This window comes from Mycobacterium hackensackense, from assembly GCF_025822555.1.
Classification (GTDB): domain Bacteria; phylum Actinomycetota; class Actinomycetes; order Mycobacteriales; family Mycobacteriaceae; genus Mycobacterium; species Mycobacterium fluoranthenivorans.
The window spans coordinates 690,081-716,652 of sequence record NZ_JACKUC010000031.1; the positions used below are offsets into that span (position 1 = coordinate 690,081).

Annotated in this window: 26 protein-coding genes and 1 pseudogene; 14 read left to right on the plus strand and 13 right to left on the minus strand. The window is 66.6% G+C overall.

Going from position 1 to position 26,572, the window contains the following annotated elements; genetic code table 11:
- Positions 1–188 precede the first annotated feature (188 nt).
- From H7J86_RS23365 to mhpA, 3 genes are read right to left on the minus strand one after another with little or no spacing between them, the layout of a single operon-like run.
- Positions 189–1,211, minus strand: a complete 1,023-nt coding sequence (locus tag H7J86_RS23365) for a VOC family protein (protein ID WP_267293726.1) — start codon at positions 1,209–1,211, stop codon at positions 189–191.
- A gap of 5 nt (positions 1,212–1,216) precedes the next feature.
- Complete coding sequence (locus H7J86_RS23370; RefSeq protein WP_090353059.1) at positions 1,217–2,092, minus strand: alpha/beta fold hydrolase; 876 nt, start codon at positions 2,090–2,092, stop codon at positions 1,217–1,219.
- On the minus strand, positions 2,089–3,693 hold the full coding sequence (gene mhpA / locus H7J86_RS23375) for a bifunctional 3-(3-hydroxy-phenyl)propionate/3-hydroxycinnamic acid hydroxylase MhpA (RefSeq protein ID WP_372517319.1): 1,605 nt from the start codon (positions 3,691–3,693) through the stop codon (positions 2,089–2,091). Before mhpA ends, H7J86_RS23370 begins: the two co-directional genes overlap by 4 nt.
- 108 nt (positions 3,694–3,801) lie before the next feature.
- Here mhpA and H7J86_RS23380 point away from each other — a divergent pair, with 108 nt between their 5' ends.
- From H7J86_RS23380 to H7J86_RS23400, 5 genes and pseudogenes are all read left to right on the plus strand, one after another.
- Complete coding sequence (locus H7J86_RS23380; RefSeq protein ID WP_090353056.1) at positions 3,802–4,440, plus strand: TetR/AcrR family transcriptional regulator; 639 nt, start codon at positions 3,802–3,804, stop codon at positions 4,438–4,440.
- Entirely contained in the window at positions 4,440–5,228 is a 789-nt protein-coding gene (locus H7J86_RS23385; protein ID WP_187096411.1) for a 2-keto-4-pentenoate hydratase, read from the plus strand. Before H7J86_RS23380 ends, H7J86_RS23385 begins: the two co-directional genes overlap by 1 nt.
- Before the next feature lie 9 nt (positions 5,229–5,237).
- Positions 5,238–6,194, plus strand: coding sequence for an acetaldehyde dehydrogenase (acetylating) (locus H7J86_RS23390; RefSeq protein ID WP_267293730.1), 957 nt, complete (start codon positions 5,238–5,240; stop codon positions 6,192–6,194).
- The gene (dmpG, locus tag H7J86_RS23395) at positions 6,191–7,219 is read left to right on the plus strand and encodes a 4-hydroxy-2-oxovalerate aldolase (protein WP_267293732.1); all 1,029 of its coding nucleotides are present in this window, start codon (positions 6,191–6,193) and stop codon (positions 7,217–7,219) included. The genes H7J86_RS23390 and dmpG overlap by 4 nt, the downstream gene beginning before the upstream one ends.
- A gap of 125 nt (positions 7,220–7,344) precedes the next feature.
- Positions 7,345–7,449 (plus strand): annotated as a pseudogene (locus H7J86_RS23400) (hypothetical protein); the annotation flags it as partial.
- Here the strand turns inward: H7J86_RS23400 and H7J86_RS23405 are convergent.
- From H7J86_RS23405 to H7J86_RS23415, 3 genes are read right to left on the minus strand one after another with little or no spacing between them, the layout of a single operon-like run.
- Positions 7,446–7,736, minus strand: a complete 291-nt coding sequence (locus H7J86_RS23405) for a DUF1330 domain-containing protein (protein ID WP_090353050.1) — start codon at positions 7,734–7,736, stop codon at positions 7,446–7,448. The pseudogene H7J86_RS23400 and the gene H7J86_RS23405 overlap by 4 nt on opposite strands.
- 4 nt (positions 7,737–7,740) lie before the next feature.
- Positions 7,741–7,938: a ferredoxin gene (locus H7J86_RS23410; RefSeq protein WP_090353048.1), complete on the minus strand. Its 198-nt coding sequence runs from the start codon at positions 7,936–7,938 to the stop codon at positions 7,741–7,743.
- The gene (locus tag H7J86_RS23415) at positions 7,935–9,215 is read right to left on the minus strand and encodes a cytochrome P450 (protein WP_090353047.1); all 1,281 of its coding nucleotides are present in this window, start codon (positions 9,213–9,215) and stop codon (positions 7,935–7,937) included. Before H7J86_RS23415 ends, H7J86_RS23410 begins: the two co-directional genes overlap by 4 nt.
- A 166-nt stretch (positions 9,216–9,381) precedes the next feature.
- Here H7J86_RS23415 and H7J86_RS23420 point away from each other — a divergent pair, with 166 nt between their 5' ends.
- From H7J86_RS23420 to H7J86_RS23435, 4 genes are read left to right on the plus strand one after another with little or no spacing between them, the layout of a single operon-like run.
- Positions 9,382–10,047, plus strand: coding sequence for a TetR/AcrR family transcriptional regulator (locus H7J86_RS23420; protein ID WP_090353045.1), 666 nt, complete (start codon positions 9,382–9,384; stop codon positions 10,045–10,047).
- A 2-nt stretch (positions 10,048–10,049) separates the two neighbouring features.
- A complete protein-coding gene (locus H7J86_RS23425) occupies positions 10,050–11,363 on the plus strand; it encodes an acyl-CoA dehydrogenase family protein (protein WP_267293734.1) in 1,314 nt (437 codons plus the stop codon).
- Positions 11,360–12,379: a phosphotransferase family protein gene (locus tag H7J86_RS23430; protein WP_267293736.1), complete on the plus strand. Its 1,020-nt coding sequence runs from the start codon at positions 11,360–11,362 to the stop codon at positions 12,377–12,379. The genes H7J86_RS23425 and H7J86_RS23430 overlap by 4 nt, the downstream gene beginning before the upstream one ends.
- The gene (locus H7J86_RS23435) at positions 12,376–13,362 is read left to right on the plus strand and encodes an NADPH:quinone oxidoreductase family protein (protein ID WP_267293738.1); all 987 of its coding nucleotides are present in this window, start codon (positions 12,376–12,378) and stop codon (positions 13,360–13,362) included. The genes H7J86_RS23430 and H7J86_RS23435 overlap by 4 nt, the downstream gene beginning before the upstream one ends.
- Here the strand turns inward: H7J86_RS23435 and H7J86_RS23440 are convergent.
- Positions 13,346–14,209, minus strand: a complete 864-nt coding sequence (locus H7J86_RS23440) for a cyclopropane mycolic acid synthase family methyltransferase (protein WP_187096417.1) — start codon at positions 14,207–14,209, stop codon at positions 13,346–13,348. The two genes, H7J86_RS23435 and H7J86_RS23440, sit on opposite strands and share 17 nt — an antisense overlap.
- A gap of 310 nt (positions 14,210–14,519) precedes the next feature.
- On the opposite strand from H7J86_RS23440, the gene H7J86_RS23445 reads away from it, so the two are divergent.
- From H7J86_RS23445 to H7J86_RS23465, 5 genes are all read left to right on the plus strand, one after another.
- Complete coding sequence (locus H7J86_RS23445; RefSeq protein ID WP_267293740.1) at positions 14,520–15,275, plus strand: DeoR/GlpR family DNA-binding transcription regulator; 756 nt, start codon at positions 14,520–14,522, stop codon at positions 15,273–15,275.
- Positions 15,276–15,357: 82 nt separating this feature from the next.
- On the plus strand, positions 15,358–16,860 hold the full coding sequence (locus H7J86_RS23450; RefSeq protein WP_267293742.1) for an amino acid permease: 1,503 nt from the start codon (positions 15,358–15,360) through the stop codon (positions 16,858–16,860).
- Positions 16,857–18,281 (plus strand): FGGY family carbohydrate kinase, encoded by a 1,425-nt coding sequence (locus H7J86_RS23455; protein ID WP_267293743.1) that lies wholly within the window; start codon positions 16,857–16,859, stop codon positions 18,279–18,281. The genes H7J86_RS23450 and H7J86_RS23455 overlap by 4 nt, the downstream gene beginning before the upstream one ends.
- Positions 18,282–19,694 carry an NAD(P)/FAD-dependent oxidoreductase gene (locus H7J86_RS23460; protein WP_267293745.1) on the plus strand — a complete coding sequence of 471 codons (1,413 nt, stop codon included), beginning with the start codon at positions 18,282–18,284 and terminating at the stop codon, positions 19,692–19,694. It begins immediately after the preceding gene.
- On the plus strand, positions 19,691–20,935 hold the full coding sequence (locus tag H7J86_RS23465; RefSeq protein WP_267293747.1) for an NAD(P)/FAD-dependent oxidoreductase: 1,245 nt from the start codon (positions 19,691–19,693) through the stop codon (positions 20,933–20,935). Before H7J86_RS23460 ends, H7J86_RS23465 begins: the two co-directional genes overlap by 4 nt.
- 6 nt (positions 20,936–20,941) lie before the next feature.
- Here H7J86_RS23465 and H7J86_RS23470 read toward each other — a convergent pair whose 3' ends face one another.
- The 6 genes from H7J86_RS23470 to H7J86_RS23495 form a co-directional block, all read right to left on the minus strand.
- Positions 20,942–21,445: a hypothetical protein gene (locus H7J86_RS23470; protein WP_090353032.1), complete on the minus strand. Its 504-nt coding sequence runs from the start codon at positions 21,443–21,445 to the stop codon at positions 20,942–20,944.
- Positions 21,442–22,089: a TetR/AcrR family transcriptional regulator gene (locus H7J86_RS23475; RefSeq protein ID WP_090353031.1), complete on the minus strand. Its 648-nt coding sequence runs from the start codon at positions 22,087–22,089 to the stop codon at positions 21,442–21,444. Before H7J86_RS23475 ends, H7J86_RS23470 begins: the two co-directional genes overlap by 4 nt.
- Positions 22,090–22,250: 161 nt before the next feature.
- Positions 22,251–23,399, minus strand: a complete 1,149-nt coding sequence (locus tag H7J86_RS23480) for an acyl-CoA dehydrogenase family protein (protein WP_267293750.1) — start codon at positions 23,397–23,399, stop codon at positions 22,251–22,253.
- Between the two features lie 15 nt (positions 23,400–23,414).
- A complete protein-coding gene (locus H7J86_RS23485) occupies positions 23,415–24,560 on the minus strand; it encodes a thiolase family protein (RefSeq protein WP_090353028.1) in 1,146 nt (381 codons plus the stop codon).
- Positions 24,561–24,563: 3 nt separating this feature from the next.
- Complete coding sequence (locus H7J86_RS23490; RefSeq protein ID WP_267293928.1) at positions 24,564–25,358, minus strand: enoyl-CoA hydratase/isomerase family protein; 795 nt, start codon at positions 25,356–25,358, stop codon at positions 24,564–24,566.
- Between the two features lie 2 nt (positions 25,359–25,360).
- Positions 25,361–26,572: a CaiB/BaiF CoA transferase family protein gene (locus tag H7J86_RS23495; protein WP_267293752.1), complete on the minus strand. Its 1,212-nt coding sequence runs from the start codon at positions 26,570–26,572 to the stop codon at positions 25,361–25,363.

A 26,572-nucleotide genomic window follows, 5' to 3' on the forward strand; every position in this document is an offset into this window, starting at 1 on the left:
GGTAGTAGCCATTATTCGACCGGCCGAATGACACGTGGGAACAGCGACAACGCCGTGCTTTCGTTGATGGCGGCGAGGCCGGCGGCATCGATGTGAGTATAGGCGGCCGGGGAGGCACGCAACCGACCGAGCGCCCGCCGCCAGTGCCCAGCCTTCGCGGCCATCGTGGCTTCCCACCCTGCGTTCGGTCAGTAGTCAGGGATTTCCTCGGACAGGGCCGGGACAGTGTCTTCTCGTTGTACGAGCGACTGCGCACCGATCTTGAACTGTGCGAGCTTGTCGCAGATCGTCTGCCCGTGGGCGGTGTGTCCCCAGATACTGATGCCTTGGTGCGTCGTCGGCTCCCAGACATCTTCGTTGTCGATCACGATGGGGTTCCATCCCACTTCCCATTCGAATCCCGACGGTGTGACCGCATAGAACGACAGTTCCTTGTCGTTGGTGTGTTGACCGATCGACAGGGCCACCCCGAATCCGTTCTCTGCCATCCGTTGATAGGCGGCCACCATGTCGTCGAGGGCGGCCACCTGGATGTTGACGTGCTGGATTCGGGTGCGAATGGGCTTGATGGGCAACCGATTCACCGAAGCGATGGCCACGCTGTGGTGACGTTCGTTGACTCGCAGGAATCGGATCTTGAATTTGAGTCCGCTGATGGTCTCGTCGATATAGTCCGACAGACGTGCGTCGAACACCGTCCGGTAGTAGCCATGCATCTGGTGTGGGTGCTTGCTCACTATCGCCACATGCCCAAGTCCACTCTCGCCGGTGACGAATCCCTCTTTCGCCAGCAGCACCGGCGCGGTGTGGCTGACGTGCGGGCGCGTGTAGATCTCCTGTATCAGTCCATTGGGGCCTGGGAACCGGGCCAGCCTCTCGACGCCGCGCAGTGCGGCATCCTCGGCGCTACCTTCGGTCAACGCAACGCCGTGTGCGGTGATGCGTGCTGCCACGGCGTCGAAGACATCATGGTCGTCAAGTTCCCAACCGAGGGCGGTGACATCTTCGGCGGGGCCGCGTTGCAGGAGGAATCGGCAACTGTGGTCGTCCAGCCGAAACCGCATGGTGTCGGACAGTGTTTCGTCTACCTGTAAGCCGACAGCATCGCGTCCGAATCTGCGCCAGTCGGCGAATCGCTGGGTTTCGATGACGACGTAACCGAGGTGGACATCACCGAATATCGACTGCGAAGGGGTGAGGTTGCGGGTCACCGGTGTCACCCCCGAGCCAGCGTCGAGTCGGGCTGCAGGAAGTCGGTGACCAGTCGATTGAAGAGCGCTGCGCGTTCCCACTGCATCCAGTGGCCGGTGTGGGAGGTCATCACCAGTTCTGCGTTGGGCAGGGTGTTGAGCAGCGTGGGCCCGCCGTTGGGTCGGTTGACCTTGTCGTCGCGGCCCCACAACACCAGTGTCGGGTTTCGCAGAGTCTTCAGCCGCGGGTCACGGGTGAGGTCCATCCGCCAGAGGGTGCGCAACGCCGTTGGCCCCGACGGGCGCCGAAGCGGAGGCGCTGCCACCACAGCGGGGTCGATGGACGCCAGGTAGCGCTGTTCGATGAGTTCATCGGGAACTGCGGCCCCGTCGTACACGAGGTAGGTGCGGACGAACGACGCAAGCTTCTCGCGGCTGGGCCCTTCGCCCCCGTAGTACGCGAACAGGCTTTTGAGGCCAGCCGTCGGGAGGGCGCGAGTTGTGCCTATCCCGCCGGGGCCCATCAGAACCAGTTTTCCGACACGGTTGGGCGTGTCGAGCGCAAGACGCAAGGCTGCCGCGCCGCCATAGGAGTTGCCGACCAGATGTGCTGTGTCGATGTCGAGTTGGTGCAGCAGGCCCCGGATCATTGTTGCGAGGTAACCGAACGGGTCGGAATGGTCGAAGCTCTTGGTCGAGCGGCCGTATCCGGGCAGGTCGGGAACGATGACCCGGAAGTGCTGTGCGAGCGCGTCAATGTTGCGTGAATAGTTCGACACTCCCGACGCCCCTGGTCCACCGCCATGAAGCAGGACCACCGGCGTTCCGGTGCCGGACTCCACGTAGAAGATCGGGTTGCCCGCCACGGAGACGGTGTTCTCGAGGAGTGCGTGGCTTGTCATGCGATGGCTCCGGTTCTGGTTGAGGGGGCGGCAGCGGCCTTGCCGCAGCCGGCTAAGCCGTGCGGTGGCGGCGGCAGCGGCTCATCGGATTGGGCTGCGCCGTAGACGAATCCGTCGGGGCGCAGCACCACGGCCGCCGCCCTGTGGGTGGCCAGCCAGGTGTTCAATGCGCCAGTTCTGTCGACAACTGTGCCCGGCGCCGGGGGCACGGTGGCGCGATGCACTGCCACACTGGGTATTCCCAGCTGCTCCCAGCGGTGAGCACCGGGCGGTTTCTGCCCCGTGTACAGCAGCGTCCAACGACCGCCGATGACGTCGTCGAGCCGTGCCGTGGCGCACTCGCCGTCGACCACGAGTGGTTGCGGTATCAGTCGACCGGTTGCGGGATGCGGATTTGTGGCAAAGAAGCCACGCGCGTAGTGCGGTTCGGGTACCCAGTAGAACCGCTGTCCCGCTCGTATCAAGCCCGGCACGCGACTGAGCGTGCGCAGCACGTGATTGCGGACGGCAGCGACCCACTGCCGACGCTCAGTGATGACCCGGCCGACGAAGACGGCGCGGCGGGTCACCTCGGTCACGTGTGGCTGTCGTTCGACCTGATAGGAGTCCAGTAGTTCTTCGGATGCCTGCCCCCGTACCACTGCGGCCAGCTTCCAGCACAGATTGGCCACGTCTCGCACGCCGGCGCACATGCCCTGGCCGATCCACGGCGGCATCGCGTGCGCAGCGTCACCGGCCAGGAACACTCGTCCGGCCCGCCACCGGTCGGCCACACGTACGTGGTGGCTGTAGATGACGGATCGCAGGATCTTCACGTGCTGCTCGGTGATGCCCTGATCGTTGAGGACTTTCCAGATCGCTTCGGGTTGAAGAAGGGTGCGATCGTCCTCACCGGCCAGGGCGGGGAACTCCCAACGATGATGCCCGAGGGGCGTGGGGCAATCGACGGTGGGGCGGGCGGGGTTGCAGTGAAACCGCAGTGCGTCGTGGTTCTCCCACGGTTGCAGCATCTCGGTATCGATGACCACCCACCGTTCGGCGTAGGTGCGCCCCGCATAGCCGATGCCGAGTTGACCTCGGATGGCCGACCCGCCACCGTCTGCGGCGATCACATACGACGCGGTCAGCCGTTTGAAGGTGTCGGTCTTCAGGTCGGCCAACATCAACTCGACCTTGTCTCCCTTGGTCAACACCCGCAGACACTCGTGCTCCAGGAGCACTTCGACATTGGGAAAACGCCCCACTCCCTCGCGCAGGACCTGATCCACCGCCGGCTGGTAGATGAACTGTTGAGGCGGGTGCCCCGATCCGCGTGGGGTCAGCGCCAGTCGGACGAACGGCCTACCCGCGGCGTCCACAAATGTCAGCGGGCGGTTGGGCAGCATGTCGCGCTGCAGCTGTTCGGCCAACCCCACCGACTGCCATATCCGCAGCACTTCCTCATCAATCGAGATGGCCCGGGCGCGGCCGAAGATGTCCGGATCACGCTCCAGGACAACGACCTTGAGACCGAGCCGACCGAGGAGATTGGCGGCCGTCGCGCCCGACGGACCGTAACCGACAATCGCGACGTCGTAGTTCTTTTCCTCAGCCAAGGCCATCCTCGTTCACCAGATCTATCGTGTAGTGATCACTACGGTAATGTAGTGATCGATACGGTAGAGTGTTACGAAAGCCACGTCAACCCCCTGAACGCGAGGAGCGTCACCATGCCAACCGAGAAGCCGCAACGCGCGAACACCCGGCGGCACAGACTCGATGGCGCGGCGTCACGCGCGCGGATCGTCGACGCTGCCGCGGAGATCGCGGCCGTACGCGGTTACGAGGGCACCGGTATCGCCGCGGTCAGCGCGAAGTGCGGGCTGCCGGCGAGTTCGATCTACTGGCATTTCAAAGACAAGGACGACCTGATCGCCGCAGTTATCGAGCGGAGCTACGACGAATGGCTTCGAAGCTGGCAGTTGCCCGACGAGGGTTCACCACTGGACCGACTGGTGGCCATGGTGACGCAGATCGCCAAGGCACTTTCGGATTCGCCGGATTTCTTGCGACTGGGGCTCATGCTGTCACTGGAGCGACGTCCGGTCGAACCGCGAGCGCGGTCGATGTTCCTGGAGGTACGCGCCAATGCGGTTGACAGCGTTTCCCGCGCCATCGTCGATCTCGTACCCGGGCTCACCGCGGACCAAATCCGTCGACTGTCGACCTATGCGGTAGCCGGCGCCGACGGACTGTTCATCGCCAAGGAAATCGATGGCGACGCTCTCGATTTGGTGGCGATGTTCGAACAGCACGCGCTGGCACTGTACGGGCTCGCAGAGCGCATGGCCAGTGAGAACTCGCAGTAATGGCATTGAGCGACAACATGATCAACACCGCCGCGGCGGTGTTGGAGACCGCACAGAGAAGCCGGGTCCCGGCTCCGCCACTCACCGAGTCCTATCCCGGATTCACCCAGGGCGACGCCTACGCGGTTCAGCAGGTCAACCTGGACCGCAGGCTGGCGCAAGGGCGCGTCGTCGTTGGCCACAAGGTCGGGTTGACCTCGGCGGCAATGCAACAGCTCCTCGGGGTCGATCAGCCTGATTTCGGCTACATCCTCGATGACATGGTCGTGCCCGACAACGCTGTCGTCAGGGCCGACCAGTTCTGTGCTCCCCGGGTGGAACCCGAGGTGGCATTTCTGCTCCGGGCTCCACTGCGCGGTCCCCATGTCACTGTCGAAGAGGTGTATGAGGCCACAGAGTCGGTGGCCTCAGCACTGGAAATCGTCGACAGCCGCATCGCGGACTGGCGGATCACCCTGCCCGATACCGTCGCCGACAACGCCAGCTGCGGCGCGGTGGTTCTAGGCACTTGGGTGCCCTACCATCACCACCTCCATCTGCCCGGGCTCGGCGCATCACTGCTGATCAACGGAGTTGAAACCGATACCGGCATGGGGACAGCGGTGATGGGTGACCCCGCTGCGGCAGTGGCCTGGCTCGCCAATGCATTGGCCGCGTTCTCGGTAGCCATCGAGCCCGGACAGTTCGTGATGTCCGGCTCGTTCACCTCCGCGCGCTTCATCCACGCAGGCGACACCGTCACCACCGATATCACCGGGCTCGGCGCGGTCTCACTCAGGTTCAGCTGAAGGATTGACATGACAACACAACATCAGTGGCCGGTTGCCGTCATCGGCTCGGGCAACATCGGCACCGATCTCATGATCAAGATCCTGCGCAGTGACGGGCCGTTGACCATGGCTGCGATGGTCGGCATCGACCCGGAATCAGACGGATTGGCCCGAGCACGACGCCTCGGCATAGCCACCTCATCCGATGGGATCGACGGCCTTCTCACGATGCCTGAGTTCGACGGAGTTCGAATTGTATTCGACGCGACATCGGCGAACGCTCACCGCGTCAACTGGAACATGCTGCAGAACACCGGAGTACGGGTGCTCGACCTCACCCCGGCAGCGCTGGGTCCCTACTGTGTGCCGGCGGTCAACCTTGACGAGCATGTCGACGAGCACAACTTGAACATGGTCACCTGCGGCGGGCAGGCCACCGTGCCCATCGTCTCCGCCGTGGGTCAGGCCGGAACCGTCTCCTACGCCGAGATCGTATCCGCGATCTCGGCGAGATCAGCGGGCCCCGGAACCCGGGCGAACATCGATGAGTTCACCGAAACAACCTCTGCGGCACTGGAAGTGGTGGGCGGCGCCCGGCGGGGCAAAGCCGTGATGGTGGTCAACCCGGCCGATCCGCCGATCTTGATGCGTAACACCGTCTACTGCCTTGTCGATGGCGACGCAGACCACGCCGCCATCGAGGAGGCGGTAGAGGACATGATCGCCAAGGTCGGCACCTATGTGCCCGGGTATCGACTCAAACAGCGGGTGCAGTTCGAGACGTTCGGCAGGCACAACGCGCTCTACATACCAGAAACCGGCAGTTTCACAGGTACGCGGGTAACGGTGATGCTGGAAGTCGCGGGTGCAGCACACTACCTGCCCGCCTACGCGGGCAACCTCGACATCATGACGTCAGCAGCCAAGTCCACCGCCGAACGGATCGCCGCCATAGACGACGAGATCGCAGGAGACGCCGCATGATTCATGACCTCTACATCAGTGACGTCACGCTACGCGACGGGATGCACGCCATCCGGCACCAGTACAGCATCAGCCAGGCGGTCACCATCGCGACAGCACTCGACGCCGCCGGCGTGGACTCCATCGAAGTCGCCCACGGTGACGGGTTGGGCGGATCGAGTTGCATCTACGGATTCGGCGCCCACACCGATATTGAGTGGATTGAGGCAGTGGCCTCTGCCGTGCACCGCGCCAAGGTCGCCACACTGCTACTTCCCGGTATCGGGAGCGTGCGGAGATTGAAGGATGCCCACCGCGCCGGCGCAAGCGTCGTCCGCGTCGCCACACACTGCACAGAAGCCGACATCGCCGCCCAACACATCGCCGCAGCACGTGATTTGGATATGGACACGGTCGGCTTTCTGATGATGAGCCATATGACCACACCGCATGCACTCGCCGAGCAAGCCAAGCTCATGGAGAGCTATGGCGCGACTTGCGTCTACATCGTGGACTCAGGTGGCGCCATGACTATGCGTGACATCGCCGAACGTGTCGATGCACTGGCCCAGACCCTGCAGCCCACCACCACAATCGGAATCCACGCCCATCACAACCTCTCGCTGGGCGTCGCGAACTCCGTCGTCGCAGTCGAGCACGGCGCGCGCCGCGTCGACGCCTCGCTGACCGGCATGGGCGCCGGAGCCGGCAACGCACCGCTGGAAGCCTTCGTCGCCACCGCGAACCGGATGGGCTGGCAACATGGTTGTGACCTGCACGCGATGCAGGACGCCGCCGACGACCTCGTCCGTCCGCTGCAAGACCGGCCGGTGCGGGTAGACCGCGAAACTCTGAGTCTGGGCTATGCCGGCGTGTACTCCAGCTTCCTTCGCCATGCCGAGGCCGCCGCAGCTCGCTACGGTCTCGACGCTCGTACCCTCATCGAGGAGGCCGGCCGCCGCGGCATGGTAGGCGGCCAAGAGGACATGCTCGTCGACATCGCCCTTGATCTGCCCGCACCACGGAGCCACCCCGCTCCCCTATGAGGCGAGAACGCTATCCGCGACGAACGCACACAAGTCATCTCAATGCCGAAACCCTTGATCCACCGATGAACCGACGTTTGGTCGGTGCAGCCCCCGACCAGACCTGATCTCGGCGACCATCCGCACCACCCGCGGTCACGCCGTGCCCCGACCCGACCGGGGAACGCGCCCAATGGTGGTGGTACCAACCCTTCGAACCACCACCACCGTCCGGCGAAATCGGCCCCTAGGCGCCGAATCCGTTGAGGATCACGCCGTTACACGTCGCGGCGGCCTGCCGCAATGTGACGGCGGCCTGGTAAGCGTCCGAGTAGTACCAATCGTTGGCCGCCTGCACGGATTCGAATTCCAGCAACACCGTCTGCGTGGTTTCCCAGGTGCCCTCGATGACGGTCGGCTTCCGGTCGACGGCCAGAATGGTGGCACCGGCCATCGCCGGACCGGCGGCCTTCGCGTACTCTCCCATGCCCGCCGGGTCGGTGATCGTCTCGGTCAGCAGGACGTAACCTTTTGCCACGCTTCTAGTCTCCTTCTGTGATGCTGATTGCTTGTTCGGGACACCATTCGACGGCATCCCGGACACCGGAGACATAGTCGTCGGGCACCTCATCGAGAAGCACCTCGGCGTAGCCACCGTCGGCCAGGGTGAACACCTCAGGGCACGCCGTCAGGCACATCCCGTGACCGCGGCACCGGTCCTCGTCGACCGAGACTCTCACGTGTCGAACTCCAGGTGCAGATCGACCAGCCCGCGCAGGATGAACGTCGGGATGTACTTGTACCGGCGACTGTCGGCAGAACCGTGCTTGTCCTCGGCGATCCGGATATCGGTGGTGCGGTCCAGCAGGCGCTCCAGGGCCACTTTGGTTTCCGCGCGGGCCAGCGGTGCCCCCGGGCAGCTGTGGATGCCTCGCCCGAATGCCAGGTGCTGGCGAGCGTTCTTGCGGGCCGGGTCGAAGGTGTCGGGATCGGAGAACCGGCGTGGGTCGCGGTTGGCGGCGCCGTTGAGCACCATGACGGTGGTACCCGAACCGAGCTCGGTCTCGCCGACAGTCACGGGGCAGCGCGACAACCGGAAGTCGCCCTTGACCGGGCTCTCGATCCGCAATGCCTCCTCGATGAAATTCGGTATGAGGCTTCGATCTTCGCGCAACGCGGCCTGGACCGCGGGCTGCTCGGCGATGACCTTCAGGGCCGTGCCCAGCAGCCGAACGGTCGTTTCCTGGCCGGCGGAGAAGACATTCGTCGCCACCCGGGCGACATCGCCGACGTCGGGGATGGAGCCGTCTGGGAAGGTCGCGGTCGCCATCCCGGTCATCACATCGTCACGTGGGTTCTCGCGCCGTTCCGAGACGTAGGACGCGAACAGGTCATAGAGGAATTCCAGCGGGCTGTGCGCCAGGGCTTCCTCGCCGGTACCCCCGACCCCGCCGCCCGCGTTGTGGCTGATGCCGTCGATGAAGCTGTCGCGGTCTTCTTCCGGGATACCCAGCAGATCGGCGATCACCAGCAAGGTGAACGGGCTCGCGAAGCCCTTGATGAACTCGCCCCGGCCACCATCGAGGAAGGTGTCGAGCACCTCGTCGGCGAGCTTCCACATTGCGTCCTCGTTCTCCTTGAGGCGCTTGGGGGTGATCAAGCGCATCAGCAGCGCACGGTGATCGGTGTGGGTGGGTGGGTCGAGCGTCGGCAGCTGATCGCTGAACGGAAGCTCGTTGCGATGCTTCTCGATGAGGGCGGTGACCTCATCCTTCGTCAGGCCTTCCAACGACACCGGAAACCCCGGGAACGGACCGGTGACCGACGTGACCGAGGAGAATGTGTCGGCGTCGTTGTAGACCTGCACGGCCTCGTCCCAGCCGGTCACCATGGTCACGCCGTGCGGGCCGTTCCGATGAACCGGGCAGCCACTGCGCAGAGCCGCGAAATACGGGTAGGGATCCTCGACCAGCTGCGGGTCCCGGAAGAAATCCAAGTCGGTCAGGCCGTCCGCCATCTGTGCTCCGTTTCGGCAATCTCACTCGACGAGAATGTAATTCTCATCTTTGCGTATCAGGTTTCCACAGTGGCCGAACTCCGTCAACGGGCGCGTGCCGTTTTCGTCGGACCGACGCCAAAAGTTGACCCTGGTCAAATATGGCCGCCGGGGTTATCGTGCTGATATGCCGGGTTCCCGCGCGGTGTCCGCGCCTGACCGTGGTCAGCGTCGTGCCTCCCTGGCGCAAGCCAGGTCCAAGGAGACCAAACGTGCGCTGGTGCAGGCGGCGATGGCCCTGTGGCGCACCGGCGGGTACGCGACCACCACCGTGGCCGATATCTGCAGGGCCGCCGGCGTCTCCAAGGCGCTGTTCTACTTCTATTTCCCGCGCAAGGAGGACGTGCTGTTCGAGGTGGGCGTGATGTCCACCCGGTCGGCTCGGCGCGTCGTCGCCGACATGCTCGTCGGTGACTACGACATGCCCGCGGTCATCGCCGCGGCGCTGTCGGATCTGGAGCGGTCCATGGCCCGCAATCCACGCGAGTTGATCATCGAGACGATCCTCGAGGGCTACCGCCACGAACACCGGATCATGGCGGATACCGCCGGCGGACTCGGCAACGACACCCCCGACCTCGACAGCGGGATGTTCACCGCGCTGTTCGACCGTGCCGTCGCCGACGGAAAGCTGCCCGCCCACACCGATGTCACCCACCTGGCCTATCTGGCCATGACGCTGGTCAGCGAGGGCGCCCGACATTGGGCCGCCGGCGCGTTTGGAAACCGTTCGTTCGCCGACGTGGTCGGCGCAGACATCGTCACCCTCATCGCCGGATATCAAAGGAGCTAGCCATGGCATGGGATTTCGACACCGATCCGCAGTTCCAGGAACTGCTGGACTGGGCCGATGACTTCGTGCGGGACGAGGTCGAGCCGCTTGATCTGATCTGGCCGCATCTGCAGTTCACCCCGCTCGACGACACCCGCCGCGCCGTGGTGGATCCCCTCAAGGAACGGGTACGCCAGAAGGGGTTGTGGGCCACCCATCTCGGACCGGAGTTGGGTGGACAGGGATACGGACAGCTGAAACTCGCTCTGCTCAACGAGATCCTGGGCCGCTCGCAATGGGCGCCGGTCATCTTCGGCTGCCAGGCACCCGATACGGGCAACGCCGAGATCATCGCGCACTACGGCACCCCCGAACAGAAGGAACGCTATCTGCGTCCGCTGCTCGACGGGGAGGTCTTCTCCTGTTACTCGATGACCGAGCCCCAGGGCGGGGCCGACCCCACCCAGTTCAAGACCGCCGCGGTGCGTGATGGGGATGGGGATGGGGTGAGCTGGATCATCAATGGATACAAGTTCTTCTCCTCGAACGCCTCCACCTCGTCCTTCCTCATCGTCATGGTGGTGACCAACCCGGATGTCAGTCCATACCAGGGCATGTCGATGTTCCTGGTGCCCACCGACACCCCCGGGGTGACCATCGAGCGCAACTGTGGGCTCTACGGCGAGTCCGACGGTCAGGGCTCCCACGCACTCATCCACTACGACAATGTGCGGGTTCCGGATTCGGCGCTGCTCGGTGGTGAGGGCCAGGCCTTCGTCATCGCCCAGACGCGACTGGGCGGCGGGCGGATCCACCACGCCATGCGCACCATCGGCCTCGCGCAGAAGGCACTCGACATGATGTGCGAGCGGGCGCGCAGCCGCCAGACCGCGGGCAGCCTGCTGGCCGACAAGCAGGCCATCCAGGCCTATATCGCCGATTCCTACGCCCAGCTCACCCAGTTCCGGCTCCTGGTGCTCTACACCGCGTGGGAGATCGACAAGTACAACGACTACAAGAAGGTGCGCAAGGACATCGCCGCGGTCAAGGTGGTGATGCCGACGGTGCTGCACGACATCGCCTGGCGGGCCATGCAGGTGCACGGCGCGCTAGGGGTCACCAACGAGATGCCGTTCCTCGGCATGGTCACCGGGGCCGCGGTGATGGGGCTGGCCGACGGACCCACCGAGGTGCACAAGACCACGGTGGCCAAGCAGGTGCTACGGGGCTATTCGGCGAGCGACGATCTGTGGCCCACCGACTGGATTCCGCGCAGACGCGAAGCCGCGCAGGCCAAGTACGCGCAGTTCCTGGAACTGGAGGTCGGCAACCTGTGACTCTGGACATCGCCCGGCTGTCGGCTTGGCTGGATGAGGCCGACATCCCCGGCAAGGGCGAACCGACTGATATCCAGTTCCTTTCCGGCGGTACGCAGAACGTCATCTACCGCATCACCCGAGGAGAGCACGAATGCGTCCTGCGGATGCCTCCGCCGGGCGCACCGGCCGACCGCGACAATGGCATTCTCCGGGAGTGGCGCATCATCGAGGCGCTCGACGGCACCGACGTCCCGCATACCAGAGCGGTCGGGGTCTGTTCGGACCCGAGTGTTCTGGGCCGGCCGTTCTACCTCATGGGGTTCGTCGACGGGTGGTCGCCGATGGACTCGCGGCACTGGCCTGAGCCGTTCAACTCCGATCACTCGCTACGGCCGGCGCTGGCCTACCAACTGGCCGAGGGAATCGCGCTGTTGTCCCAGGTGGACTGGCAGGCCCGGGGATTGAGCGATCTGGGCCGCCCCGACGGCTATCACGACCGTCAGGTCGCGCGCTGGACCGGCTTCTATGAACGGATCAAAGCCCGTGAGCTGGAAGGCCTTGCGGTCGCGACGGAGTGGTTGCGCACGCATCGCCCACTGGATTTCATCCCCGGCCTGATGCATGGCGACTACCAGTTCGCCAACGTGATGTACCAGCATGGCGCGCCCGCCACGCTCGCCGCGATCGTGGACTGGGAGATGGGCACAGTCGGCGATCCGAAACTCGATCTGGCCTGGATGGTGCAGGGCTGGCCGGAAGACACCGGCGCGCCCGAGGCCGCCCAGTCGGGGTATGTCGACATGCAGGGCATGCCCTCACAGGATCAGGTGGTCGCGCACTACGCCGAGGTGTCCGGACGCCAGGTCGACGATGTGGACTACTACCTGGTGCTGGCGAAGTGGAAGCTGGCGATCGTGCTGGAGCAGGGATTTCAACGCGCCGGCGATGACGAGAAGCTGCTGGCGTTCGGGCCGGTGGTCGCCGATCTGATGCGCTCGGCGGCCGAACTCGCCGAGGCCAGCGACTACCGGTGAGAGCGGCGGTCTGCCCGTTCTACGGACCACCCGAGGTGGTGCAGGTCTGTGCCGTCCCGGTCCCCGTCCTGGCCACCGGCCAGGTGCGCGTCGATATCCGGGCGTCGGCGGTGAACTTCCCCGACGTGCTGCTGGTCGCCGGCGAATACCAGATCAAGGTCCCGCCCCCGTTCGTCCCCGGCAGCGAGTGCGTCGGCGTCGTCACCGAAGTATCGTCGCAGGTAACGGGTTTCGCGGTCGGCGACCGGGTGACGGCCACCGGCATGTACGGCACGTTCGCCGAGCAGGTGTGCCTGTCGAGCGCCGCGCTCGCGCGCATCCCCGACGCGATCGATGATCACACGGCGGCCGCATCCGGGGTCGCCTATCGCACCGCCCATCACGCGTTGCGCTCGACGGCACGCATACAGGCCGGCGACGAGGTGATCGTGCTGGGCGCCGGCGGTGGCGTCGGGCTGGCGGCCGTGCAGTTGGCCACGACGCTGGGCGCCCGGGTCACCGCGGTGGCGTCCTCGCCGGAGAAGCTCTCCACCGCAAGGCAATACGGTGCGCACACGGTGGTCAACCACCGTGCCGTCGACCTGCGAGCCGCACTGCGGGACGCGGTGCCCGATGGCGCCCACGCCGTTCTGGACCCGGTGGGTGGCCACCTGTCCGAGCCCGCGCTGCGCGCGCTGCGCCGCGGCGGCCGGTTCGTCACCGTCGGCTACGCATCCGGCACCATCCCGCGCATTCCGCTGAACCTGGTGCTGGTGAAAGGTGTTGTGCTGCTGGGGTTCCAGTTCCAGGACGTAACACCCGACGAGTTCGCCCGCAACGAGGCGGAACTGGCCGCCCTGTTGGCCACCGGCACCGTCGTTCCCCATGTCGGTGCGGTCTATCCGCTCGAACAGGCCGCCGCGGCGCTGCGGCATGTCGCCGACGGGCGGGCGGTCGGGAAGGTGATCGTGCAGGTCGCCGGGGCCCCTACTTCTCCATGGTGAACTGGACGACGTCCATCTGGCGATTGCGGAACAGATCGGCGCATCCCGTCAGGTACTTCATGTAACGGTCGTAGACCTCCACGGACTGGATGGCGATCGCCTCGTCTCGATGCGCCTGCAGGTTCTGCGCCCAGATGTCGAGGGTCTTGGCGTAATGCGGTTGCAGCGACTGCTCTCGGGTGACCAGAAAGCCGGCGGCATCGGCATGCTGCTCGACCTTCTCGATCGACGGCAGCCGCCCGCCCGGGAAGATCTCGGTGAGGATGAACTTGGCGAAGCGGGCCATCGCCCAGGTCAACGGAATGCCCAGCTCCTTCGCGCGGTCGGGATGGAGCGCGGTGATGGTGTGCAGCATCATCACGCCGTCGGAGGGCAGGAGGTGGTAGGCCTTCGCAAAGAAGTCGGTGTACCGGTCGAAGCCGAAGTGCTCGAAAGCCCCGATGGACACGATCCGGTCCACCGGCTCGTCGAACTGCTCCCACCCCTGCAGCAGCACCCGCCGGCTGCGGGGCGTGTCGAGTTCGTCGAAGCCGGCCTGGACGTGGGCGGCCTGGTTCTTGGACAGCGTCAGCCCGACGACGTTGACGTCGTACTTCTGGAGCGCACGGCGCAGCACCGCGCCCCAGCCGCACCCCACATCGAGCAGCGTCATACCCGGTTGCAGTCCGAGCTTGCCCAGCGACAGGTCGACCTTTGCCAGCTGAGCCTCGGCGAGCGTCATATCGTCGCGCTCGAAGTAGGCGCAGCTGTAGATCTGCGAAGGATCCAGGAAAAGGCGGAAGAAATCGTCGGACAGGTCATAGTGCGCCTGGACGTCTTCGAAGTGCGGTCTCATCGATTCAGCCATGGCCTGCGGCCTTTCGCTACGCGTGCGGCGCGGTTGAGCCATCGACTTGAGATCGATCGTCACATCGTTGTGGCCATCAAAGTTGGGAACCAACACACGGACGCCGTATACGTCCTTGGCGCCGCACTGCTGCCGACCCTCATGGTAGGCGACGACGGTGATACACGAGCGGCAGCGAGAGACGAATCCGCGGCCGGCCACCGCCTCATCACGCGCCGGTATTGAGCCCCCAGCTCCGCTTGACGACCCACGGTCAGTAACCCACACTTACAGGCATCCGCAGTCATAAATCCACACGAGGTGGGCGCGCATGCTTCCGGTAGTACGGCACGACGCCATCGTCGATGCGGTCAACACCGCCTCGACGATCAGTACCGACGAGCTCGTCCGCCTGCTCGGCGTCTCCGCCGAGACCGTGCGCCGCGACCTGGCCCTGCTCGAGGAACGCGGGGCGCTGCGGCGGGTGCACGGCGGGGCCGCCACCGTAGCCCGTGGCGAGGAACCGTCGTTCACCGAACGCGCCGGCATCCACCACCGGGCCAAGGCCGAGATGGCCCGGGTCGCGGCCGGACTGCTGGAGTCCGGGCAGACCATCGTCATCGACCTCGGCACCACCGCCGTCGAAGTCGCCCGCGCGATCCCGCACGGCTGGCGCGGCACGGTGGCCACCCCGTCCCTGCTGGTGGCCGTCGAACTGGCGGGGCGCCCCGGGATCACCGTCCTGGTCTGTGGCGGCCGCGTCCGCGGCGGCGATCTGGCGTGCTCGAATGCACACGCCAAGGCGATGTTCGCCGAGTTGTACGCCGATATCGCCTTCATCGGTTCCGGCGGGGTCGACGCGGCCGCGGGTCTGACCGACTATCACCTCGACGAGGTCGACGTTCGGCGCACCATCATCGCCAACAGCGCCCGCTCGTTCATCCTGGCCGACTCGTCGAAGCTCGGCCAGATCGCACCGCATCGCGTCTGCGGGCTGGATGCGGTCAGCGGGCTGATCACCGATCAGCACAACCCGGCTCTCACCGAAGCCATCCACGAAGCGGGAGGTGCCGTGCTGTCAGCGTGACAGCCTCCGGAAATGGGTGCGGGCGGCGTTGCAGCGCCGCCCGCGGGACCGAACATTCAAAACCAGTCAGAAAGCACGATCCATGACACATGATTCCACATCGTCGGGCGACCAAGAGCCGTCCGGCGTCGCCCGCTTCGGCTACCGCGAGTCCTTCGAGCGCACCACCGGCCGGTTCGCCTCCTTCGCGGTGGCCTTCGCCTTCGTCTCCATCGCCACCGGCATCTTCACCACATACGGCAGTGTCCTGAATTCCTCAGGGCCGCTTGGTATCTGGACCTGGCCCATCGTGGTCGTCGGACAGCTCGCCGTCGCGCTGCTCATCGGTGCACTGGCCGCCCGCATCCCGGTCACCGGATACGCCTACCAATGGGTGTCCCGGCTGGCCAATCCCGTGCTCGGTTGGATCACCGGCTGGATCTCATTCACCTTCCTGGCCATCGTCGTCATCGCCGTCGACTACACCGTGGCCGCCACCGTGCTGCCGGCCCTGTTCGGGTTCCAGGGCACACCCGCGACCGCATTTCTCATCACGGCGACCGTGCTGGTGCTGCAGGCTGTGCTGGTGGGTCTGTCGACGACATGGACCGAACGGGTCAACAACTTCGCGGTGACCGCCGAACTCATCGGAATGGTCGCGCTGGTCGCCCTGCTGCTCATCGTCGGCGTCATCGCGCACAAGCTCGACGTCGGCAACCTGTTCTCCACCGGCGAGGTGTCCCCCGAGCAGTACTGGAGTTTCGGCACCGCCACCTCGGCCGGCCCGTGGATGCTCGGGTTCCTGTTGGGCGCCTTCACCATCGTCGGCTTCGAATCCGCCGCGAACCTTGCCGAAGAGACGAAGCGGCCGGAGGTGGTGGTCCCCCGCGCCATGTGGCAGGCCGTGCTGGCGTCGGGCGTGCTCGGTTTCCTGTTCCTGCTCGTGGTGACCGCCGCGGTCGGCAACCCGGGCGAACTCGCCCAATCCGGGACACCGATCGCCGACGTCATCCAGGACATCCTCGGGTCCTTCGTGGGCACCGCCCTGCTGGTGCTGGTGGCCATCGCGATCTTCGCCTGCGGTCTGGTGATCCTGATGACCGGCGTTCGGCTGGTCTGGGCCATGTCGCGGGACGAGCGGTTCCCCGGCTGGCAGCTGCTGGGCACGGTGTCACCCCGGTTCAAGACACCGCTGAACGCCACGGTGTTCATGACCGTCGTCGCGGCCGCGATCCTCGGCCTGTTCTCGACCAGTACCGATGCCCTGTTCAAACTCTTCTCTGCCGCCACGCTGCTGCCGGCGATCATCTACACGATCACGGTGGCGCTGTACATCGCCAAACGCCGAGAGTTACCCACCAGTGCCGGGTTCAGCCTGGGCCGCTTCGAGCTGCCGATCATCATCGTCGCGGTGGTGTGGCTGCTGTTCGAGCTCTCGCTGTTCCGGGACGCCTCCTTCCGCGATCCCTGGCTCTATGTCCTGGTGATGGTCGCACTCGGCGCCGTCTACCTGGCGTTCCTGCTGATCACCCGCGGCACGCGCGGGTTGCGCATGCCCGAAATGAGGTCCATCGACGCAGAACTCGACGGGGTGGCCACGCCGTGACGGTGCTCGCCATCGATCAGGGCACCTCGGGAACCAAGGCCATCGTGGTGGACCCCACCGACGGGGTGTGCGGGGTCGCGGAAATCCCGGTGCATCCGCGGTATCTCGACGGCGGCGGGGTGGAACAGGATCCGGCCGAGCTCCTGGCGTCGGTGCTGACCGCCGGCCGGGCGGCCGTCGCCGACGCCGGCCGGCCGATCGACGCGGTGTCCCTGGCCAATCAGGGCGAGACCGTACTGGCCTGGGATCCCGGCACCGGGCGCCCGCTGACCCCGGCGATCGTGTGGCAGGACCGGCGCGCCGAGGCACTGTGCGCCGGCCTGTCCGAACACCGCGAAACACTGGCCGCGCGTACGGGTTTGGTCCTCGACCCGTACTTCTCCGCGCCCAAGATGGCGTGGCTGCGCCGCAATATGGAGACCGCCGGGGTGGTGACGACCTCGGACACCTGGCTGCTGCACCAGCTGACCGGCGAGTTCGTCACCGACGCCACCACCGCCAGCCGGTCCCTGCTCACCGACCTGGGTGGCGACGGCTGGAGCCCCGACCTCATGGAGATCTTCGGACTCTCCGGCGAGGCGATGCCACGGATCGCCGGCAACGACGAGATCATCGGTATGACTTCGACTTTCGGGGCCGAGACACCGGTCGGCGGTATCGTCGTCGACCAGCAGGCGGCCCTGCTGGCCGAAGAGTGCCTGGAGGCCGGCACCGCCAAGTGCACGTTCGGCACCGGTGCGTTCCTGCTCGCCAACACCGGAACCGTCCCGGTGTTCTCCAGCACCGGCCTGACATCCTCGGTGGCCTGGCGGGTGGCCGGACAGGACACCTTCTGCGTGGACGGGCAGGTCTACACGGCCGCGTCCGCGGTGCGGTGGCTGGCCTCGCTGGGGATCATCTCCGGTGCTGCCGATCTGGATCCGGTGGCCGCCGCCGACAACGGCGGTGTGCTGTGTGTGCCCGCGCTGGCGGGGCTGGCCGCACCGTGGTGGCAATCGAGCGCCACCGCAACGTTTTCCGGGATGACGCTGGCCGCCGAACGTGGCCATCTGGTGCTGGCGTTGCTCCAGGGCATCGCCGCGCAGATCGGGGAGCTGGTGTCGGCCATCGGACCGCAGACCACGCTGACCCGGCTGCGCGCCGACGGCGGGCTGACCCAATCGAAGGTGCTCATGCAGGCATGCGCCGACATCCTGCAGGTACCCGTCGACGTCTACCCGTCCCCGCACGCCACCGCGCTGGGCGCCGCTGCACTGGCCGAACTGAGCCTGCACCCCGACCGCGGTGTGCGCGGCGTCATTCCCCGGTGGTCGGCGTCGGCGACCTTCGAGCCGGCCTGGGGCCCCGACCGTGCCACCGAATTCCGTTCGAGGTGGCGGGCACTGGCCGCCACCACCTATTCGCATCATGAGGAACCCTGAGTGAACACCACCTATGACATCGTCGTCATCGGCGCCGGTATCGTCGGCGCCGCGATCGCCCGGGAGTTGTCCGGACACCAGCTCTCGGTGGCGCTGCTCGACGCCCGCGATGACGTCGGCGACGGCACCAGCAAGGCCAACACCGCCATCCTGCACACCGGTTTCGACGCCAAGCCCGGCACGCTCGAATCGGCGATGGTCAGCCGCGGCTACACCCTGCTGTCCGAATACGCCCGCCACACGGGCATACCCGTCGAGCACACCGGCGCGATCCTGGTGGCCTGGGACGACGAACAGCTCGACGCGCTACCCGGCCTGCGCGACAAGGCCGAGGCCAACGGGTACCGCCATTGCGAGATCATCGGCGCAGCCGAGGTCTACCAGCAGATCCCGCACCTCGGCGACGGCGCGCTGGGCGGCCTGACGGTGCCCGACGAGTCCATCATCTGCACGTGGACCGTCAACCTCGCCCTGGCGACCGACTCGGTCAACAGGGGTACCACCCTGCTGCGCGGGTATCGGGTCGAAACCGTGGACATCGGAACCGAATTCACCACACTGCACACCAGCGCGGGCCCGGTCACGACCCGCTGGGTGGTCAACGCCGCGGGACTCGGTGCGGACGTGATCGACGCCCGGTTCGGCTTCGACCGGTTCACCGTGACACCGCGGCGCGGTGAACTGATCGTGTACGACAAACTGGCCCGCGCCCTGGTGGACAAGATCGTGCTGCCCGTCCCCACCGCGCGCGGTAAGGGTGTGCTGGTCAGCCCGACCATCTACGGCAACGTCATGCTCGGACCGACCTCGGAGGATCTGCAGGACCGCACCGCCACCGCGACCTCGGAGGCCGGCTTCGAGTTCCTGCTCGACAAGGGCCGCAGGCTCATGCCGGAACTGCTCGATGAAGAGGTCACCGCCACGTACTCGGGCCTGCGCGCCGCCATCGACCACGGTGACTACCTGATCGCCGCCGACGCCACCAAACGCTACCTGCTGCTGGGCGGTATCAGATCGACGGGCCTGACCGCGGGTATGGCGATCGCCGAGTACACCCTCGGCGAGTTGCGTTCGGCGGGGCTCGAACTCATCCCCGACGGCGAGCTGCCCGATCCACCGCGGATGCCGAACCTGGGTGAGGCGTTCACCCGTCCCTATCAGGATGCCGAGCGGATCGCCGCCGATCCCGCGTACGGCAAGATCGTCTGCTTCTGCGAACGGGTCACCGCGGGCGAACTGCGCGATGCGTGCCGATCCACCATCCCCCCGGCCGATCTCGACGGGTTGCGTCGGCGCACCCGCGTCATGAACGGACGCTGCCAGGGCTTCTTCTGCGGAGCCGAGGTGCAGGCCGTGGTCGACACCTTGCCCCCGGTGCGCGTCACCGTCCAGCCCGAGAGGATCCGCCAGTGACCAGCCACCAGACCGCCGACATCGTCATCGTCGGCGCCGGACCGGCCGGCCTGACCGCGGCCGCCGAACTCGCCCCCGGTCTCGATGTCGTTGTGCTCGAACGGGAATCGGCTGCCGGTGGTATCCCCCGGCACAGTGACCACCCGGGCTACGGGGTCCGCGACCTCAAACGCTTCCTCGGCGGACCGGAGTACGCCCGCCGGCTGGTCCGGCGGGCGACCGGCGCCGGTGCCGTCATCCGCACCGATACCACGGTGACCGGATGGGCGGGCGAACGCTCCCTGGACGTGACGTCACCGCAGGGCCGCTACCGCCTCGACGCCCGCGCCGTCATCCTCGCCACCGGCGCCAGGGAACGCCCGAGGCCGGCCCGGATGATCCCCGGCGACCGCCCGTCCGGCATCTACACCACCGGGCTGCTGCAGAACGTCGTGCATCTCAAACACCGCGGCGTCGGCCGGCGCGCCGTCGTGGTCGGCGCCGAACTGGTCAGCTACTCGGCGGTCCTCACACTCAAACACGCCGGCTGCGACACCGCGCTGATGACCACCACCCACCCGTCCCCGGAGTCCTACGCGGTGTTCAACATCGCCGGCCGGTCGCCGTTCCTGGGGCTGGACATCGCGACGCGCACCAGGGTGTCACGGATCATCGGCAAGCCCGCATTGGAAGCGGTCGAGGTCGAGAACCTCGACACCGGCCACCGTCAGATCATCGAGTGCGACACCTTGGTGCTCACCGGGGACTGGATTCCCGACCACGAACTGGCCCGCGCCGCGGGACTGGACATGGACCCGAACACCCTTGGGCCGCTGACGGATACCGCGTTACGTACCAGCCGTCCGGGCGTCTTCGCCATCGGCAACCTGCTGCACCCGGTGGATACCGCCGATATCGCCGCGCTCGACGGCAGGCATGTCGGCGAACCGGTGCGGGCCTTCCTTCGGGGCGCCACCGCGGCCGAGGACGGGCTGCGGCTGCGGGCCGAAGCGCCGCTGCGGTGGATCACGCCGGGCATCGTGCGCGCCGGCGATACCGCGCCGGCACGGCGAAGGCTGTTGTTGTGGACCGACGAACTGATCCGCATCCCCAGAGTGACGGTCAGACAGGACGGCCGAGTGATCGCCCGCAAGACACTGCCGTGGCCCGCGTCGCCGGGCCGGGTGTTCCGGGTGCCGTCCGATGTGCTCGACGGCGCCGACCCGCGGGGCGGACCGGTGACCGTGTCGGTACGTGGCTGAGGGCGGTCAGCTGGCGGGAACCAGATCGGCGGCCACGGCAGGACAGGACATCACCCCGCAGCGGAAGACCTCGACCCGCTCGACCGGCGCGGTCTCACCGAGGGCGGCCAGCGCCTGCGCCTTGAACGCGCGGGCGGCGGCGCTGAGCTCATGCAGCATCGAGTCGACGGTGCTGTCCAGCTCCCGCGGCCAGCGCTGGCCCCACAGGGTCACCTCGGTGAGGCCCTGTTCGAGGGCACCCAGCACACCTTCACGCACGCGCGCATCCGTCACGAACAGATCGGCGGCCACCGCCACCGTCTGTGGGTGCGGGCGCTCTTCCCATTCCCGCATGGCGGTATCCAGATCGCCCGTCTCGACCCCGAGGATGCGTAGCGGCCGCAGGTCGTCATCACCGGAGATCAGCACGGTCACATCCCAGCCGGCCATCACCCGGTCGACCAGCCAGCCACCGGCGGAACGGACGACGTCGGCCACACTGGGCGCCACCACATCGAGTCGGTACCTCATAGTGAACTCCTGCTCGGTTCCCGAACCCCGAAGTCGCGGGCCAGCGCTTCGGCGTATCCCTTGAACACCTCGGCTAGGGGAATTGAAGGATCGAGTAGCCATGCGGTCTCCATTCCGTTGACGAAGGCGAGAATCTCCACGGCCTTGATGGCCGCGTCGAGGTCTGAGCGGTAGCGGCCTTCGCGCTGACCACGGCGGATACCGTCGGCGACGATATTGACCGCGGCCTGCTGACGCGCCACCAGGCGGTCGTGCAGCGGAGCGTCGGGCTGAATGTTCTCCACCAGCAGCACGGTGAAGGTTCCCACCAGCGCGGGAGCCCGGTCGAAGCGCTCTGCGACGCGGGTGATCTGCGCAAGCAGATCCCCGGTGCGGTCGGCGTGGGTGTCATCGTCGAAGTCACGGGCGTCGAGCACGGCGTGCAGCAGCGCTTCCTTGGACGCGAAGTGGTGCAACAGTCCGGCCGCGCTGACACCGGCCTCCCGCGCGATCTGCGCCAGCGACGTGTTGCGCCAGCCGTTGCGCGCCAGCAGGGTCTCCGCGGCACCGAGAATGCGCTGCTTGCGGTCCTCACCTTTGGCCAGCAGCGACTCATAGGGCCGCGATCTCTGGGCCGGCCCCGCTGCCGCGGACGTCGCTGTCACCGCTCTCCCTCGCACTCGCAAACCAACCAACTGAACACACAGTAGGTTGGTTGAGGGGCTGTGACAAGGGTCTTAGGTTACAAATTTCTCGACAGGTGTCATGCCGGGTTCCGCGACCCAGCGCTACGGCGTGGACGCCCGGCCGCCCTCCGCCCGGTGACCTACAGGCCCAGGTCCTTGGCGATGATCACCTTCATCACCTCGCTGGTCCCCGCGTAGATCCGGGCCACCCGGGCATCGGTGTACAGCCGCGCGATCGGATACTCCATCATGTAGCCGTATCCCCCGAACAACTGCAGGCACCGGTCGATCACCCGGGCCTGCATCTCGGTGCAGAACAACTTCACCCGCGCCGCATCCGGCGCCGACAGCGCCCCGTCCACATGCAACGCGACGGCATGGTCCAGCATCGCCTGCGCGGCCTCGACCTCCGTCGAGCAGGCGGCAAGTTCGAACTTGGTGTTCTGAAAAGAGGCCACGGGCGTGCCGAATGCCTTGCGGTCCTTGGTGTAGTCGATGGCCGCCGCAATCGCCGACCGGGCCTGGGCCACCGAACCGACCGCCACCGTCAGCCGCTCCTGGGGCAGATTGTGGCCCAGGTAGCCGAACGCCTCGTCCACTTCGCCGAGCACATTGGCCGCGGGCACCCGCACATCGACGAAGGACAACTCGGCGGTGTCCTGCACCTTGCAGCCCATCTTCTCCAGTTCCCGGCCGCGGGTGAAACCGGGCATCCCGTCCTCCACCACGAACAGCGTGAGCCCCCGGCGCCGGTTGTCCGGATCGGTGGAGGTGCGGGCCACCACGATGACCAGGTCCGCCTGCATACCGCCGGTGATGAATGTCTTGGCGCCGTTGAGTATCCAGTCGTCACCGTCACGCACGGCGGTCGAGCGCATGCCCGCCAGATCGGACCCGGTGCCGGGCTCGGTCATGGCGACCGCGGTGAGCAGGGTGCCGTCGGCCAGCCCGGGGAACCAGCGCTTGCGCTGTTCCCCGTTGGCGTAGTGCAGGAAGTACGGCAGGATCACCTCGAGCTGGGTGCGTACCGTGGACAGGGTGACCAGCGCGCGGGCCGCCTCTTCCTGCAGCACCACGTTGTAGCGGTAGTCGGGCACCCCACCGCCGCCGTACTCTTCGTCGATGGCCATGCCCAGCATGCCCAGGGCACCCATCTTCTCGAACACCTCGCGGGGCATCCGGCCGCCCTTCTCCCACTCGGGATAGGCCGGGACGACTTCCTTTTCGACGAAGTCGCGGGCCAGCTCGCGGAACGCCTCGTGGTCCTCGGTGAACAGATTGCGTTGCACGTGTTGCCCTTTCGACTAGAAGACGTACTCGACCAGCGTGGCGTTGGCGGTGCCGCCGCCTTCGCACATGGTCTGCAGCCCGTAGCGAATTCCGTTGTCGCGCATGTGATGGATCATCCGGGTCATCAGCACCGCGCCGGAGGCGCCGAGCGGATGTCCCAGGGCGATCGCCCCGCCCAGCGGGTTCAGCTTGGCCTCGTCCACGCCGGTCTCGGCCAGCCAGGCCAGCGGCACCGGCGCGAACGCCTCGTTCACTTCGAACACCCCGACCTCGTCGATCCCGACGCCGGCCTTGTGCAACACCTTCTCGGTGGCCGGGATGGGCCCGGTCAGCATCAGCACCGGGTCGGCACCGATCACCGCGCCGGCACGGTAGTACACCAACGGGGTGAGTCCCAGCTGCAGCGCCTGGTCGGCGGTCATCACCAGCAGCGCGGCAGCACCGTCGGAGATCTGAGACGAGTTGCCGGCGTGGATGACGCCGTCTTCGGTAAACGCGGGCTTGAGTCCGGCGAGCTTCTCGACCGTCGTGCCGCGACGGATGCCTTCGTCATCGGTGATCACGCCACCGTCGACGAAGACAGGCACGATCTGATCGAGGAAAGCCCGGGCGTCCTGCGCGGCGGCGGCCCGCTCGTGGGACTGCGCCGAATACTCATCGCAGCGGGTGCGCGACAGGTCCCATTTCTGGCAGATCAGTTCCGCCGAGATGCCCTGGTTGAACGAGAAACCGTCATAGCGGGCAAGCGCTTTCGGGCCGTAGGGCTGGCCGGTCTGGCGGGCCGCGCCCAGCGGCACCCGGCTCATCACCTCGACACCACCGGCGACCACGATGTCCTGCTGACCGGACATCACCGCCTGCACCGCGAAATCCAAGGCCTGTTGGCTGGATCCGCAGGCGCGGTTGACCGTCGTGCCGGGGATGTGCTCGGGCCAGCCGGCGGCGAGCACCGCGTACCGGCCGATATTGCTGGATTGGTCGCCCACCTGCGACACGCAGCCCCACACCACATCGTCGATGAGGGCGGGCTCCACCCCGGTGCGTTCGACGAGTTCTTTGAGCACCACCGCGGACAGATCAGCGGCGTGCTGGTCGGACAGGCCGCCGTTGCGCTTGCCGACCGGGGTGCGCACGGCCCCGACGATGACGGTTTCTCGCATGAGTTACTCCTTGGAGGTCTCGACGGCGGGCGGTACCGCCCAGGTTCCGGTGAACGACGGGTCACGTTTGGCGGCGAACGCCGCGTACGCCTCCGCCGAGTCGATGGTGGCGAAATTGCCCGGCTGGGCGCGCGCTTCGTTGGCCAGCGCCTGGGCGAAACTCGCGCTGGCGCCGTCGTTGAGCAGCGCCTTGCTCTGCGCAAGCGCGAACGGCGGTCCGCCGGCGAGTCGGTCGGCCAGTTCGCCGACGAACCCGTCGATCTCTTCGGCCGCCTTCACCCAGGTCACCAGGCCCAGTCGCAGTGCTTCGTCCGCCGAGATCATGTCGGCCAACATCACCAGTCGCTTGGCCTGTTGCAGCCCAATGAGTTTCGGCAGCAGCCAGGATCCCCCCAGATCGACCGACAGGCCGCGCTTGGAGAAGATCTGGCAGAACTTCGATTCGGGGGTGGCGACCACGAGATCGCAGCCCAGCGCCAGGTTCCAGCCGGCCCCGACGGCGACGCCGGTGACCTTGGCGATGGTCGGCACCGACAGGTGGTGCAGCGCCAGCGCGACATCGGTGAGGCGCTGCAGTTTGCGTCGCGGGTGGATGACCTCTCCGGTCCCGATATCGGCTCCCGAGCAGAAGGCTCCACCGGCGCCGGTGAGGACGAGCGCCCGCACCGTGTCGTCGGTGTCGGCGACGCGTAACGCCTCGGCCAGCGCACCCCACAGCTCCGGGTCGAGGGCGTTCTTGCGTTCCGGCCGGTTCAGGGTCAGCGTCCGCACACCGTCGCGGTCCTCGGTCAGCAGCACGCTCACAGGTACTCCGGACCGATCGCGCCGTCCGAGCGCAAGGCGGCGACGTCGTCGGCAGCGAAACCCAGCTCACCCAGCACCGCGTCGGTGTGCTGGCCCAGGCCCGGCACCGCACCCATCCCCATCTCGAAGCCACTGATGACCGGTGGCGGCAGGAGTGCGGAGATCGTCCCGTTCGGGGTACCGACCTCGCGCCAGCGGTCCCGCGCCTTCAGGTGCGGGTGCGCGATGACCTCACTGGGCAGGTTGTAGCGGGAGTTTCCGATCCCGGCCCGGTCCGCGGTCTCCTGAATATGCGCCAGATCGTGCTGGGCGCACCAGGTTTCGATGGCGGCGTTGAGTTCGTCGCGGTGCGCGCAGCGGTCGGAGTTGGTGGCGAATCGCGCGTCGTCGGCCAGGTCCGGGCGTTCGATGATCTCGCGGGCCAGCCGCTGCCACTCCCGGTCGTTGGTGGTGCCCAACACCACCGTCTGCCCGTCCCGCGTCGGGAACGAGCCGTACGGGGCGACCGCCGGTGAGCTCATGCCGAGCGGAATCTGGTCGATCCCGGAGTGCTGGGTGTAGGTCAGCTGATAGCCCATGATGTCGGTCATCGTGTCGAACAAACTCACCGCCACCGAGGGTGCCGCCCCGGTGTCGCGCTGTCGCGCCCGCCCGAGCAGCAGCGCCATGATGGACAGCGCCGAATACAGGCCCGTGGTGATATCGGCGACCGCCGCACCCGGTTTGGCCGGCATCCCGGCATAACCGGTGGACGCGCACGATCCCGACTCCGCTTGCACCAACAGATCGTAGGCGCGCTTCTCCGACAGCGGCCCGCCCGGACCGTAGCCGTCGATCTCAAGTGAAATGACCTGTGGGTGGCGCTCTTTCAGGTGGGCCGGCGCCAACCCGAGCCGGGTGGTGGCGCCGGGGGCCAGATTGGACACGAACGCGTCGGCTCGGGAGAGCAGCCGGTGCAGCACCTCCATCCCCGCCGGGGACTTGAGGTTCAGCGTGACCGATTCCTTGCCCCGATTCGCCCAGACGAAATGTGCTGCCTGCCCCAGCACCACGTCGTCGTAATCGCGGGCGAAGTCGCCGCCCTTGGGGTTTTCGATCTTGATCACCCGGGCGCCGAAGTCGGCCAGGACCCGGGTGCACATCGGCGCGGACACCGCCTGCTCCATGGCAACGACGGTGATGCCGGACAGCGGCGCGGTACTGGTCAC